Origin of the sequence: Pseudosulfitobacter koreensis (genome assembly GCF_024733015.1) — a bacterium.
In the GTDB taxonomy this organism is placed as follows: Bacteria; Pseudomonadota; Alphaproteobacteria; order Rhodobacterales; family Rhodobacteraceae; genus Pseudosulfitobacter; species Pseudosulfitobacter koreensis.
This window is the reverse complement of record NZ_JANKJG010000002.1, coordinates 452,231-465,034: the sequence shown is the minus strand read 5'-3', so window position 1 is coordinate 465,034 and position 12,804 is coordinate 452,231. Positions and strand designations below refer to the sequence as shown.

Sequence of the window (12,804 nt, the reverse complement as noted above, 5' to 3'; positions counted from 1 at the left end):
CTCAAAAATCCCATGTCGATCACTCCATATCTCCCTGATCAGAATCGTCAGGGCAATGTGTTCACATGGGTCAATTCTCAGTGAAAATTTATGGGGCTACCGGGTCAGTTCTCAATGAAAACCAACAGTCAGAGCGCGGCAGCAGCCGCTCGCCAAAGCCTAGCGACCGAAAGGCGTAGGACTGGATGGTCTCGATACAGCTCATGCCGCTTTCCTCTGGGCTTCGCCGCCCGACGTCGCCTGTCCGCGCGTCAGCCGCGCCATCAGGCGGCCCAGCAAGGTTTCCGACACTTTGGTCATCAGCAGGTAGAAGATCAGCAAGGCCAGGAAATACCACATCCGCCAGTCGCCATGGGGATATTGCGTGAACTGCGGCGTCTTGGTGCCGCCCAACTCGCGCGCCCAATAAACGATGTCTTCGATCCCCAGCAGGAACAGCAGGGGCGTCGCCTTGATAAGCACCATCCACAGGTTCGACAGGCCGGGCAGGGCATAGACCCACATCTGCGGCACCAGTATGCGCCAGAAGGTCTGGCGCTGCGACATGCCGTAAGCCTCGCCGGTTTCCAACTGCGCGCGCGGCACGGCGCGCATGGCACCGAACAGCACATTGGCGGCAAAAGCACCGAAGACGATGGCAAAGGTGATGACCGCAAGGCCGAAGGAATAGGTTTCGTGTATCCACACAGGCGCATTGCCAAGAGGCAGTTTGGCGGCCTGACAGACGATGAAATCGTTGCCCTGACGCACCGGCTGGTCCCAATCGGGGCAGAACGCACGGTGACGGACGTATTCAAATAGCTGGTCCAGCGCGATCACGAAGAACAGAAAGAACGCGATGTCGGGAACGCCGCGCACCACTGCGATATAGCCTTTGCCCAGCCACGAGACGGGCACAAAACTTGCGCGTGCCGCCATCGCACCGAAAAAGCCGAAGGCCAGCGCCACGGGGGCGGTGATCGCCAGCAGGGCAAGCACCTTGAGAAAGGACATGTAGAACGACAGATGCACCCCTGTTGTCAGAAAACAGGAGAGCCAGGTCAATCCGCCCAGTGTCGAAGGATCAGTGCAATATGAGAACATCGGATGTCAGGGCGGGGGTGACCCCGCCCTGATGCTTTATCAATAGGTCGTGGTGTCGTCGCCGAACCACTTTTTCAGCATGGTGTTCAGCGTGCCATCGGCTTTCATCTCGGTGATGACCGCGTCGAACTTTTCCTTCAGCTCGGTGTCGCTTTCACGCAGACCCATGCCGATGCCGCCGCCAAGGGCCACTTCTTCGCCCACGAACATCAGCTCGCCACCAGACGCCTCGACCAGCGGCACCAGATAGTCGCGGTCGGCAAAGACCGCGTCGGCTTCGCCGTTGCGCACGGCGGCGACGGTTTCCTCGGGTGTGGCGAATTCAACCAGCGTGGCACCGCTTTCGGCGATGTAGCCGGCCTGGATGGTCGCGGTCTGTGCGGCCACGATGGCCTCTGTCACGTCGATCCCGTCAGCGGCCGCGACATAGGCCGATGCGGTGGGCGGGAAGTAGTCCTGGGTAAAGTCGATGACTTCGTCACGCTCGTCGGTGATGCTCATGCCCGCCATGATGGTGTCATAGTTGCTGGACACGAGGTTGGGGATGATGCTGTCCCAGTCGTTCTTGACCCATTCGCAGGTCAGCTCGGCACGCAGGCACAGCTCGTCGCCCAACTCGCGCTCGAAGCCGTCGACCTCGCCTGCGTCGTTGATGAAGTTGTACGGAGGGTAGGCGCCCTCGGTGCCCATGCGGATGGTTTTGCCGTGTGCGTCGGCCATGGCAAAGCTGGCGCTGACAGCAAGTGCCGCGGTGGCAAGGATGATGGTTTTCATGAAGTAAACTCCCGTTTTGGTTTATTGTTTACGCAGCGTGGGTCGCAGAGAGAAACCCGCGCAGACGTTCCGATTTGGGCGCGCCGAACAGCGTGTCGGGCGGCCCCTGTTCTTCGATCAGGCCTTGATGCAGGAACACCACGTGGTCCGACACGTCAGCGGCCAGTTTCATGTCGTGGGTCACGATCATCATGGTGCGCCCTTCGGCGGCCAGATCCTTGATCACCTTGACCACTTCCTGCTCAAGCTCGGGGTCGAGCGCGCTGGTGGGCTCGTCGAACAAGAGCGCCTCGGGCTCCATGCAGAGCGCGCGCGCGATGGCGGCGCGCTGTTGCTGGCCGCCGGAAAGCTGCGCAGGGTAAGCATCGCATTTGTCGCCGATGCCGACCTTGTCGAGATAGGCGCGCGCTGAGGCCTCGACCTCCCTGGCGTCGCGTTTCAGCACCGTCACCGGCGCCTCCATCACGTTTTGCAGGATGGTCATATGTGCCCACAGGTTGAACTGCTGGAACACCATGCTGAGGTTGGTGCGGATGCGCAGAACCTGACCCGCATCGCCGGGACGGCGGCCATGGCCGGTGCCGCGCCATTTGACCGGCTCGCCCTTGAACAGAACCTCGCCCTGCTGGCTGTCCTCAAGCAGGTTGCAGCAGCGCAGCAGCGTGGATTTCCCCGACCCCGAAGAGCCGATCAGGCTGACCACATTGCCGCGCGGCGCGGAGATATCAACGCCCTTCAACACTTCGAGCGCGCCGTAGGCTTTGTGCAGGTTGTGGATTTCAATGACAGGGGACGCGTCGGACAATGGCAGGCCTTTTGGGCATGATGAGCAGTTTGACAGGTATAAGGGACAAAAATTAGGCACATTGCAACGTGGTTTTGTAAGCAAAGTGAACAGTCCCGCCTGATTGACGCAAAGGCAGGGGCGGCTGTGCTGCGAAACTGGGCGCTTGCGGGCGCGGGCATGATGGGGGCGCTGCCCCCGACGCTGACGCGTCTCCCCCGAGATATTTTGGGCCAAAAGAAACTCAGAAGGATTTCAGCGGGATTTGGGGGTGGGGATCGCCAGATACGCGTCCGGGAGCGGTCGCGCGGTGCCGAACAGGTGCAGGGTGGCGCGGTCCTGCGGGGAAAGCGCTGCGATGGCGTGATCGAGCGCCGCTGCCAGCGGGGCGGTGTCGCGACCCTTGGCCGTGATGTAGGGCAGGGCGGGCGTGGGTGCCGTGCGTTCGAAGGTGTGGAGCATGGCCGCCGTATCGGGTGCGGTGTCTGCAAACATCAGGTAGGTGACCGCGTCGATGGCTGCGAAATCGGCGCTGCCGTCCAGCACGGCGGCGACCGAAGCGAGATGCGCGCCGGTTTGCAGCGTTGCCTTGGGCGCGAGGCCCTGGGCTTGCAGGTGAAGGGCAGGCGCGGCCCAGCCCGATTGCGACAGCGCCTCGTTATAAGCCATCGTGCCATCGGCCAGCGCTGCCAGGTCGCGCGAGTCATCATGGCGCTTGATCAGATAGCTGAAATATTGGCCGGGCGGGCAGTCGGGCAGGTGGTGGTCGGGGGCTGCGACCAGTTGGACGTGCCCGTGCAGGCGCGTGCGGTAGGGCATGCCGCAGGTCTGGGCCAGCAGCAGATCGTCCGACTGCCAGACCTGCCAGAGGTCCATGTCGCGGGTCAGCGTATCGGGGCCGTGGCCCAAGGCACCGCGCACCCCGGCCCACAGCCTGTCATTGGCGGCGCGGGCGTGGGGCATGTCGTACATGCCAAGGGCTGCGATCACGCGCCCTCGACCTGTTGGCGGGCGATGGCGCTGTCGCGGTCGGTGACACCCAGAAGGTTGGCGACCAGCCGCAGCACCGCGTCTTCCTCCTGTGCGCGTTCGCCGTCGGCCAACACGACCTTCCACATCGCCTCGATCACGCCGAGGCGGTGCTCGTAGGGCACAGCGTCCTTGATCGCTCGGGTAAAACGAACGGTGTCGGGCGCTTCGGCCTCCAGCCCTTCGGCGTCCTTGCGAAGGGCCTGTGCGGCATCGGGCGTCAGGCCATAGCGGGCGGCCACGACGTTGTCGATTGTCGCGGCTTCGCCGGTGTCATAGGTGCCGTCGGACCGGGCAATCCGCACCAGAAGGGCGGTCAGCGCAAGGCGCGCATCGGTGTCGGGCAGTTGGTCGGGCTCCGGCTGGGTCAGCCGTTTGAGGAAATCTGCAAACATATCGCTGATATAGGGGCTTCGCGGGCCAAGGCCAATCCCCGTGTTTGGCCGCTGGCCTAATGGCCGGGGGCTGCCCCCGTCGCCTCGGCCTGGATTTCGGCGCTGTCGGCGTCGGTGATGCCAAGCGCCGCCTCGATCTCGTGCAGCGACGCCTCTTCGGAGGGTTTGCGCCGCCCGTCGGCCATCACCACCTTCCACATCGCCACCGCCAGCACGCGCCGCTCGTCATAGCTGACCGCTTCGCGCAGGACCCTGGCGAATTCGTCGGTGCCGGGCGCATGGCGCTCCAGCGCCTCGCAGGTGGCGCGCAGCTTGGCGGCCGCAAGCGGTTTCAGACCGAAGGTTGCCTGCAGGATGCGGTCGATCTGGCTGACTTCCTGCACTGTATAGCTGCGATCGGCGAGGGCCACGCGCACCAAAAGTGCCCCGAGAGCCAGTTGCGCATCGGGTTCGGGCAGCGGTTTGTGGGTGCGGGGACGGCGGGGAAAGAGGCGTTCGAACATGTGCCGACCCTAGCCCAGATCGGGCGGCGGACCAAAGCGTAAATTGTCGATGGCAAGGCCTTGGATGTCGATATTTGTCAGCACGAAGCCCGCGATGTCGGCCATGCCACCCATGCGGGTAAACCCAAAGGTGTCCTCGCCCAAAGGTCCCAGTTGCAGGGCGGTGATCGACGATCCGTCGCGGCGCAGGAACTGCACCTGCGCCATGCCGCCTTCGCCGCCTCGCAGATCAAAGGCGAGGGCCGGCTGGTCGCGGTCGAACATCACCGCGATGGCCCCTTCGCCTTGGGCATCGCGCTTGGGAAAGCCCGCAGGGCCATAGCCCAGCAAAACGACCCGCGCCGCACCGCCCATATGCACCAGCGCCAGATTTTGCCCCTCATTGCCCGCCATCAGGACCAGAGGGGGGCCAAGCGCCGCGCCGCGCACCTGGTCGTGGGTGCCGTTGGCGGTCAGGCCCTGGCCGGAAAACCGCTCGCCGAAGGCCGCACCGCTCAGGGCAAGGACCGTGTCGAGCGGGCGACCGGGGCCAAAGCTTGCCTGTTGGTCGTCAAAGGTGATGATCCGGGTCAGCGCCAGGCTGTCGGGGTTTACGACGCAGACGGGCGTGCCGCACTCTGCCGCGGCCTGCGTGCACATCAGAGCGGCCAGCGCACCGCACCAGAGGCAAAGGCCCCTAGGGATCATAGCCTTCGACGATCACAAGGTTGCCGTCGGCCACGTCCTTGCGCAGGTCGTAGGCCGCCCGGTAACTTTCGCTGTCATAACAGGCGCGCGCGGCGGCGTAGCTGGGGAATTCGATCACCACGGTGCGGCTGTTCCAGGATCCTTCGGGGTTCACCTGCTGGCCACCGCGCACCAGGAACCGCCCGCCGTATTCGGCCAGCGGGGCGGCGTTCGCGGCCTGGTATTTCTTGTAGGCTTCGGCATCATGCACCACGTTGTGCGCGATCCAGTATCCTTTGGCGGCCATCGGTTTCTCCCGTCTTAAAGCTGGTCGAAACGATCTTTCAGACGTTTTGCCTCTGCGTCCAGACCGTAAGGCGGATTTATCACAAAAAGACCCGCGCCGATCATGCCGTGCCCCGGACGTGCGGGGGGGAAACGAACCTCGGCGCGCAGGGCGTCGGGGTAGGTGCCCACCAGCGATTTTAGCATCGGCACATGCAGGGCAGAGGTCAGCACCGGATACCACAGGGCCACGATGCCCACATTCCAAGCGCGGGTGTACTTGGCGATGTGGCGGGGGATCTCGTCGTAGTCTTCCTTGATCTCGTAGGACGGATCAATCAGCAGCATCCCGCGCCGGGGTGTCGGCGGCAGCAGGCTGTGCGCCAGATCGAACCCGTCGCGACGGTGGCAGGTGACCGGATAGGGCGACATCGCGTATTCCAGCGCGCCATGCTCGCGCGGATGTAATTCAGCCAGATGGATCGTGTCGGTGGGGCGCAGCAGGCGCGCGGCGATCATCGGCGATCCGGGGTAGGCGTGCGGGCCATCCTCGGCGCGGGTCTGGTGCAGGACCTGTGCAAAGGGGTGATCCGGCGCGAACCAGTCCTGCACACGGGCGATGCCCATTGCGGCCTCACCGGTCTTGCGCGCCTCCTCGGCGTCCAGATCATAGCTGGCGCGCCCCGCGTGGGTTTCGATATAGGATAGGGGTTTGTCCTTGCGCGTGAGATAATCGAGCATCCACGCCAGCAGCCCATGCTTGTGCACATCTGCCAGATTTCCAGCGTGGTATATGTGTTGATAGCTCAGCATGGGTCCTGGATCAGACCAAGCGGCTGATGTCTTTGGCCGCGCGGACAAAATCGTTGAACAAAGGGTGAGGCGCGAAGGGTTTCGATTTCAGCTCGGGGTGGAATTGTACGCCGATGAACCACGGATGATCGGGCCATTCGATGATTTCGGGCAGGCGGCCATCGGGCGACATGCCGCTGAAGCACAGGCCCGCCTTTTCCAGTTGTTCGCGATACTTGATATCCACCTCATAGCGGTGGCGGTGGCGCTCGTCGATGGTGGTGGTGCCGTATGCTTTGGCCACTTTCGATCCTTCTTTCAGGATCGCGTCGTATGATCCCAGACGCATGGTGCCGCCCTTGTCGTCGCCAACCTTGCGGGTGACCTTGGCATTGCCCTGAACCCATTCCTTGAGGTGGTAGACCACGGGCTCGAACCGTTTCTTGCCCGCCTCGTGGTCGAATTCTTCGGACCCTGCGGTCTCAATGCCCGCGACGTTGCGCGCGGCCTCGATCACGGCCATCTGCATGCCCAGACAGATCCCGAGATAGGGCACCTTGTTCTCACGGGCATATTGCGCCGCCTTGATCTTGCCCTCGGTGCCGCGCTCGCCAAATCCGCCGGGGACCAGAATAGCGTGGAACCCGTCGAGATGCGCCGCCACATCGGTGGACTTGTCGAAGATTTCCGCGTCGACCCATTCGATACGAACCTTGACGCGGTTGGCCATGCCGCCGTGGGTCAGCGCCTCGGCGATGGATTTGTACGCGTCTTCCAACTGGGTGTACTTGCCGACAATCGCGACCTTCACCTCGCCCTCGGGGTGGTGCACGCGATCAGAGACGTCTTGCCAAGTGGTCAGCTCGGGGCGCGGTGCGGGGCTGATCTGGAACGCGTCCAGCACCGCCTGATCCAGACCCTGCTCGTGATAGGCCAGCGGCGCGTCGTAGATCGTGGGCAGGTCATAGGCCGCAACCACGGCCTCCTTGCGCACGTTGCAGAACAGGGCAATCTTTTCGCGCTCTTTCTCGGGGATCGGCTGTTCGGATCGGCAGACCAGGATATCGGGCGCGATGCCGATGGATTGCAGTTCCTTGACCGAGTGCTGCGTCGGCTTGGTCTTCAACTCGCCGCTCGCCGCCAGATAGGGCAGCAACGTCAGGTGCATGAAGATGCACTGGCCGCGCGGCTTGTCATGGCTGAACTGGCGGATCGCCTCGAAGAAAGGCAGGCCCTCGATGTCGCCTACGGTGCCGCCGATCTCGCAGAGCATGAAGTCGACCTCATCGTCACCGATGTGCAGGAACTCCTTGATTTCATTGGTCACGTGGGGAACCACCTGGATTGTCTTGCCCAGATAGTCGCCGCGCCGTTCCTTTTCCAGAACGGTGGAATAGATCCGCCCCGATGAGACTGAATCGGTTTGCCGCGCGGGCACGCCGGTGAAACGCTCGTAGTGGCCCAGATCCAGATCGGTTTCGGCACCGTCATCCGTCACAAACACCTCGCCATGCTCAAATGGCGACATGGTGCCGGGATCGACGTTCAGATAGGGATCGAGCTTGCGCAACCGGACCGAAAAGCCGCGTGCCTGCAACAAGGCCCCCAGCGCTGCCGACGCCAGCCCCTTGCCAAGCGAAGAGACCACACCGCCAGTGATGAAGATATAACGCGCCATGAGTTCGGATGCTCCCCGTGTTGCAGATGCGATTTTTGGACGGACCAAAACCACCAGAATCGGCTGCGATTTTCACAGCACCACGGGGCCTCAGTATAACGGATGATTTCGATTCAAGGCAAGCCGTGCCGCAACATCGTGTTGCAGCGCGGCATCTTGCCTCAAGGTATAGCTGTTAAAGGGTCAGTCGCCTGCGGGAACCAGCGGAGCGTCGGCATCGCCTTGGGTGGGCGGGGTCAGACCACCGGCGGGCGGAGTGAGCGGCGTGCTTTCCTGCGTTTCAGGTGCAGCGCCCAAGCGGTCGATGACCGAGGTGCCCGCGGCCTTTTCGGCGGCGATGATCGTCAGTGTGATCGACGTGATGATAAAGGCGATTGCCAGTATCCACGTCACCTTGCCCAAGGCTGTCGCGGCTGCGCGGCCCGACATCGCACCGCCGCCGCCACCGCCGCCCATGCCCAGACCGCCGCCCTCGGAGCGCTGCATCAGCACGACGGCGATTAGTCCCAGAGACAGGATAAGGTGAATGATCAGGACGACGTTTTCCATGTATGCTCGCGATGCTCACGTTCGGTTTTGCGGGTATCTATGCAAGTTTTGTAGTCGGGGCAAGGGTGCGTGGCCGCTTATCCCGGAGGCTCTGGACAAATGGGCCGAACGCGCGCCATGCTGCGGCCATGCCACATGACCATCACGACCGCGATCACGCCCATGCCTTGTTGCCGCCGGACCCTGCCTTGCGGGTCAAGGCGCTGGAGACGATTCTGACCGAAAAGGGTCTGATCGACCCTGCGGCACTGGACGAGATCATCGACACCTATGAAAACCGCATCGGCCCGCGCAACGGCGCGCATGTGGTGGCGCGGGCGTGGTCGAACCCTGCGTTCCGCGACGCATTGTTGACGGATGCCACCGCCGTGGTGTCCGAGCTGGGCTATTACGGGCGGCAGGGCGAACATATGGTCGCGGTCGAGAACACCGACGAGGTGCACAACATGGTCGTCTGCACACTTTGCAGTTGCTACCCTTGGCCGCTTTTGGGCATTCCACCGGGTTGGTACAAATCCGACGCCTACCGCGCCCGCGCGGTGCGCGAGCCGCGCAAGGTGCTGGCCGACTTCGGTGTGACGTTGCCCGAGGACACCGCCGTGCGCGTCTGGGATTCGACGGCCGAGGTCCGCTATCTGGTGATCCCGCAGCGCCCAGCGGGCACTGAAGGAATGGACGAGGCGGCGCTGATGGATCTGGTCACACGCGATTCGATGATCGGCGCCGGGCTGGCGTTGAAGCCATGAGCCGCGTGCACCCGAACAAAGGCGCAGACGCGTGAGCCGCGTACACGACATGGGCGGGCGCTTTGGCGACGGCGCAGTCGTGCCCGAACCCGAAACCGAAGTGTTCCACGCCGACTGGCACCCGCGCGCATTGGCGGTGACGCTGGCCTGCGGATCGCTGGGCCAGTGGAACATCGACGCCAGCCGCCATGCCCGCGAACGGCTGGCACCCAAGGATTACGCCAGCTTCAGCTATTACGAAAAGTGGATGGCCGCACTGGCCGATATGCTTGTCGACAAGGGCGTTCTGACGCCTGACGAACTGGCCGGCGGCCGTGCGGTGGGGCCGTCCCCGCTGGCGGATCGCAAGCTGACACGCGGTGCCGTGGCCGGCGTTCTGGCGCGCGGAGGGCCTGCAGACCGGCCCGCGCAGATCGACGTGGCCTTTGCAGCAGGCGATGCCGTCCGCACGCGCCGTCATGCGCATAACGTCTTTGTCGATGGCGGTCACACCCGTCTGCCCGACTATGCCGCAGGAGCCACGGGCCGCATCGTGCGGATGCACGGCCACCACGTTCTGCCAGACGCTGCGGCGCATGGGCTGGGCGACCGGCCAGAGCCGCTTTATGCCGTGGCATTTCCCGCGTCCGAGCTCTGGGCGCGCCCAGAGCATCCGCGCGACGAGGTGGTGCTGGACCTGTGGCAAAGCTATCTGGAGCCCGCGACATGACCCGCCCGGAACCTGTATTCGAAGCGCCCTGGCACGCGCAACTGTTCGCATTGACCGTCCATCTGAATGAGGCGGGCCGCTTTGACTGGCCCGATTGGGCCGCGCGGTTCTCGGCCACGCTGGCACGGCATGGGCTGACGCGTGACCTGAACGGCGGCGACGACTATTTCACCGCTTGGCTGGAAACGCTCGAAACACTGTTGGCCGAAAAAGGCTGGGCCGAGGCCGCAGCCGTGGCCCAGATCCGCGATGCATGGGAGGCCGCCTATCTGCGCACACCCCACGGCGATCCGGTGTCCTTAGACGGCTGATCTATTCGTCGACGTCGTCCATGTCGGCCTGACCGGACAGACGGCGGCGCACCAGGCTCCATGACAATCCGATGCCCAGAACCGCGCTGAGCGCCAGCAGGCCAAGCCATGTGTTCAGATTGCTATTGTCGAGGCTGAGCAGGTTCAGATCGTAAAGCACCCAAAGCCCTGCCGCGACCACCGCCAGCACCAGCGCCATGCCAAAGCCTCCGATCGACCGCAGCGTCGCGCGCAGATAGATGATGTAGCCGATCAGCAGCAGCAGCCCCACCAGCACCGCAATCGACAGGTTCTCGCTGCCGTAATCGCGCGTCCAGCGTACATAGTTGTACTGGGTCGGATTGTAGGTCAGGGCCAGCAACACGAATGCTGCCAGCCAGCGCGCGAAAATGCCCATTGCGGTCTCCGAAGTCTGGTTGTTTCAGGAATTGCCCAAAACAACCCCGCGTGTAAAGGGCGCAGGCACTTGTCAGCCATCGGAAATTTATTGGCGATAAGCGGCGCTGCCTCTCAGTTTGTGGTTTCGCGCCTGTGACGGGCAGACTATACCACACCCGGTTTGCAAACATTAAAGGACCTGCATCATGGCCAATGTCGTCGTTGTCGGCGCCCAATGGGGTGACGAAGGAAAAGGCAAGATCGTCGATTGGCTCAGTGAGCGCGCCGACATCATTGCACGTTTTCAGGGCGGTCATAATGCAGGCCACACGCTGGTGATCGACGGCAAGGTCTACAAGCTGAACGCGCTGCCTTCGGGTGTGGTGCGCGGCGGCAAGCTGAGCGTGATCGGCAACGGCGTGGTGCTGGACCCCTGGCATCTGGTCAAGGAAATCGCGTCGATCCGCGAGCAGGGCGTGACCATCACCCCCGAAACGCTGATGATCGCCGAGAACACACCGCTGATCCTGCCGATCCACGGCGAGCTGGACCGCGCCCGCGAAGAAGCGTCGAGCAAGGGCACCAAGATCGGCACCACCGGGCGCGGCATCGGCCCCGCCTATGAAGACAAGGTTGGCCGTCGGTCGGTCCGCGTGGCCGATCTGGCAGACGAGGCGACGTTGGTCGCGCGTGTAGACCGTGCGCTGCAGCACCACGATCCGCTGCGCCGTGGCTTGGGCATCGACCCCATCGACCGCGACGCGCTGATCGCGCAGCTGAAAGACATCGCAAAGGAAATCCTGCCCTTCGCAGCGCCCGTCTGGAAGGTGCTGAACGAAAAGCGCAAGGCGGGCAAACGCATCCTGTTCGAGGGGGCGCAGGGCGCGCTTTTGGACATCGACTTTGGCACCTATCCTTTCGTGACCTCGTCCAACGTGATCGCGGGGCAGGCGGCCACCGGCGTGGGCATGGGCCCCGGTGCCATCAACTACGTGCTGGGCATCGTCAAAGCTTATACCACCCGCGTGGGCGAGGGCCCGTTCCCGACCGAATTGCACGACGAAGACGGCCAGCGTCTGGGCGAGCGGGGCCACGAGTTTGGCACCGTCACGGGCCGCAAGCGCCGCTGTGGCTGGTTCGACGCTTGTCTGGTGCGCCAGACCTGTGCGACCAGCGGCGTCAACGGCATCTCGCTGACCAAGCTTGACGTGCTCGACGGGTTCGAGACGCTGAAGATCTGCGTGGGCTACGAGCTGGACGGCGAACGCATGGACTATCTGCCCACCGCCGCCGACCAGCAGACGCGCTGCACGCCGATCTACGAGGAAATGCCGGGCTGGTCGGAATCGACCGAAGGTGCGCGCAGCTGGGCCGATCTGCCTGCCGAAGCGATCAAATACGTGCGCCGTGTCGAAGAGTTGATCGAATGCCCGGTGGCATTGCTGTCGACATCCCCCGAGCGGGAAGACACAATCCTGGTGCGTGATCCGTTTGCAGACTGAGGGGGCGATATGGCGCTGAGTTACAAGGCACGGCGGCGCTGGTCGCTGATCATCCTGCTCGTGGGGCTGCCACTCTATGTGATCCTCGCGGTCAACATCGTGGCACTGTTCGATCGGCCCTCGATCCTTGTGGAACTGCTGGTCTATCTGGGCCTGGGCGTGCTCTGGGCCTTTCCGCTCAAGGCGGTGTTCAAGGGGGTCGGGCAACCTGACCCCGATGCCGACCGCGACACCGACCAGTGATGCAGGCCGCAGCGCCGATCCCGATCCTGCGCAGCTTTGACGCTGCGAAGGCGCGGGAGTTCTACGTTGATTTCCTAGGCTTCGAGGTTGTGTTCGAACATCGGTTTGCGCCCGAACTGCCGCTTTATATGGGGCTGCGCATGGGGGCGTGCGAATTGCACCTGTCGGAACACCACGGCGATGCATCGCCGGGCGCTGCGCTGCGCATCGGGGTGCCGGATGTTGCTGCCTATGCGGCGGCACTGCGCGCCAAGGAATACGGGTTCTCGCGCCCATCGGTACAGCGCCAGCCTTACGGGATGGACGACATGAGCATCGCGGACCCCTTTGGCAGTCGGCTGATCTTTTTCACACCCATCGCAGACACCTGAAACGCC

General features: G+C 63.4%; 18 protein-coding genes. 6 read left to right on the top strand and 12 right to left on the bottom strand.

All coding sequences use genetic code 11. The features are described from left to right. Positions 1–201: 201 nt before the first annotated feature. The 11 genes from NTA49_RS05360 to secG all read right to left on the bottom strand — a co-directional run bounded on the left by NTA49_RS05360 (position 202) and on the right by secG (position 8,538). Positions 202–1,083 carry an ABC transporter permease gene (locus NTA49_RS05360; RefSeq protein ID WP_261368136.1) on the bottom strand — a complete coding sequence of 294 codons (882 nt, stop codon included), beginning with the start codon at positions 1,081–1,083 and terminating at the stop codon, positions 202–204. Between the two features lie 39 nt (positions 1,084–1,122). Beyond that, on the bottom strand, positions 1,123–1,857 hold the full coding sequence (locus NTA49_RS05355) for a transporter substrate-binding domain-containing protein (protein WP_258293627.1): 735 nt from the start codon (positions 1,855–1,857) through the stop codon (positions 1,123–1,125). A 28-nt stretch (positions 1,858–1,885) separates the two neighbouring features. Beyond that, complete coding sequence (locus tag NTA49_RS05350; RefSeq protein WP_258293626.1) at positions 1,886–2,662, bottom strand: ABC transporter ATP-binding protein; 777 nt, start codon at positions 2,660–2,662, stop codon at positions 1,886–1,888. A 234-nt stretch (positions 2,663–2,896) separates the two neighbouring features. After that, the gene (locus NTA49_RS05345; RefSeq protein ID WP_258293625.1) at positions 2,897–3,631 is read right to left on the bottom strand and encodes a phosphate/phosphite/phosphonate ABC transporter substrate-binding protein; all 735 of its coding nucleotides are present in this window, start codon (positions 3,629–3,631) and stop codon (positions 2,897–2,899) included. Next, complete coding sequence (locus NTA49_RS05340) at positions 3,628–4,065, bottom strand: tellurite resistance TerB family protein (protein WP_258293624.1); 438 nt, start codon at positions 4,063–4,065, stop codon at positions 3,628–3,630. Before NTA49_RS05340 ends, NTA49_RS05345 begins: the two co-directional genes overlap by 4 nt. A gap of 56 nt (positions 4,066–4,121) precedes the next feature. Further along, positions 4,122–4,568 (bottom strand): tellurite resistance TerB family protein, encoded by a 447-nt coding sequence (locus NTA49_RS05335; RefSeq protein WP_258293623.1) that lies wholly within the window; start codon positions 4,566–4,568, stop codon positions 4,122–4,124. 9 nt (positions 4,569–4,577) lie between these two features. Further along, positions 4,578–5,207 (bottom strand): hypothetical protein, encoded by a 630-nt coding sequence (locus NTA49_RS05330; protein ID WP_258293622.1) that lies wholly within the window; start codon positions 5,205–5,207, stop codon positions 4,578–4,580. 37 nt (positions 5,208–5,244) lie between these two features. Next, on the bottom strand, positions 5,245–5,541 hold the full coding sequence (locus tag NTA49_RS05325; protein WP_258293621.1) for a DUF1330 domain-containing protein: 297 nt from the start codon (positions 5,539–5,541) through the stop codon (positions 5,245–5,247). 14 nt (positions 5,542–5,555) lie between these two features. Continuing rightward, a complete protein-coding gene (locus tag NTA49_RS05320) occupies positions 5,556–6,332 on the bottom strand; it encodes a 23S rRNA (adenine(2030)-N(6))-methyltransferase RlmJ (RefSeq protein ID WP_258293620.1) in 777 nt (258 codons plus the stop codon). Between the two features lie 10 nt (positions 6,333–6,342). Beyond that, positions 6,343–7,989: a CTP synthase gene (locus NTA49_RS05315; protein ID WP_258293619.1), complete on the bottom strand. Its 1,647-nt coding sequence runs from the start codon at positions 7,987–7,989 to the stop codon at positions 6,343–6,345. A gap of 183 nt (positions 7,990–8,172) precedes the next feature. Continuing rightward, positions 8,173–8,538 (bottom strand): preprotein translocase subunit SecG, encoded by a 366-nt coding sequence (gene secG, locus NTA49_RS05310; RefSeq protein WP_258293618.1) that lies wholly within the window; start codon positions 8,536–8,538, stop codon positions 8,173–8,175. Between the two features lie 128 nt (positions 8,539–8,666). Between secG and nthA the strand changes: the two genes are divergently transcribed. From nthA to NTA49_RS05295, 3 genes are read left to right on the top strand one after another with little or no spacing between them, the layout of a single operon-like run. Continuing rightward, a complete protein-coding gene (nthA, locus tag NTA49_RS05305; protein ID WP_258293617.1) occupies positions 8,667–9,284 on the top strand; it encodes a nitrile hydratase subunit alpha in 618 nt (205 codons plus the stop codon). Positions 9,285–9,315: 31 nt separating this feature from the next. Next, the gene (gene nthB, locus NTA49_RS05300) at positions 9,316–9,993 is read left to right on the top strand and encodes a nitrile hydratase subunit beta (RefSeq protein WP_258293616.1); all 678 of its coding nucleotides are present in this window, start codon (positions 9,316–9,318) and stop codon (positions 9,991–9,993) included. Further along, positions 9,990–10,304: a nitrile hydratase accessory protein gene (locus tag NTA49_RS05295; protein ID WP_258293615.1), complete on the top strand. Its 315-nt coding sequence runs from the start codon at positions 9,990–9,992 to the stop codon at positions 10,302–10,304. Before nthB ends, NTA49_RS05295 begins: the two co-directional genes overlap by 4 nt. A gap of 1 nt (position 10,305) precedes the next feature. Here the strand turns inward: NTA49_RS05295 and NTA49_RS05290 are convergent, their stop codons facing one another. Beyond that, entirely contained in the window at positions 10,306–10,701 is a 396-nt protein-coding gene (locus NTA49_RS05290; RefSeq protein WP_258293614.1) for a DUF6524 family protein, read from the bottom strand. 187 nt (positions 10,702–10,888) lie between these two features. Here NTA49_RS05290 and NTA49_RS05285 point away from each other — a divergent pair, with 187 nt between their 5' ends. From NTA49_RS05285 to NTA49_RS05275, 3 genes are read left to right on the top strand one after another with little or no spacing between them, the layout of a single operon-like run. After that, positions 10,889–12,184: an adenylosuccinate synthase gene (locus NTA49_RS05285; RefSeq protein ID WP_261368135.1), complete on the top strand. Its 1,296-nt coding sequence runs from the start codon at positions 10,889–10,891 to the stop codon at positions 12,182–12,184. A gap of 9 nt (positions 12,185–12,193) precedes the next feature. Further along, positions 12,194–12,427: a DUF2842 domain-containing protein gene (locus NTA49_RS05280; protein WP_258293613.1), complete on the top strand. Its 234-nt coding sequence runs from the start codon at positions 12,194–12,196 to the stop codon at positions 12,425–12,427. Further along, a complete protein-coding gene (locus NTA49_RS05275) occupies positions 12,427–12,798 on the top strand; it encodes a glyoxalase superfamily protein (RefSeq protein WP_258293612.1) in 372 nt (123 codons plus the stop codon). The genes NTA49_RS05280 and NTA49_RS05275 overlap by 1 nt, the downstream gene beginning before the upstream one ends. The last annotated feature ends 6 nt before the right edge of the window (positions 12,799–12,804 follow it).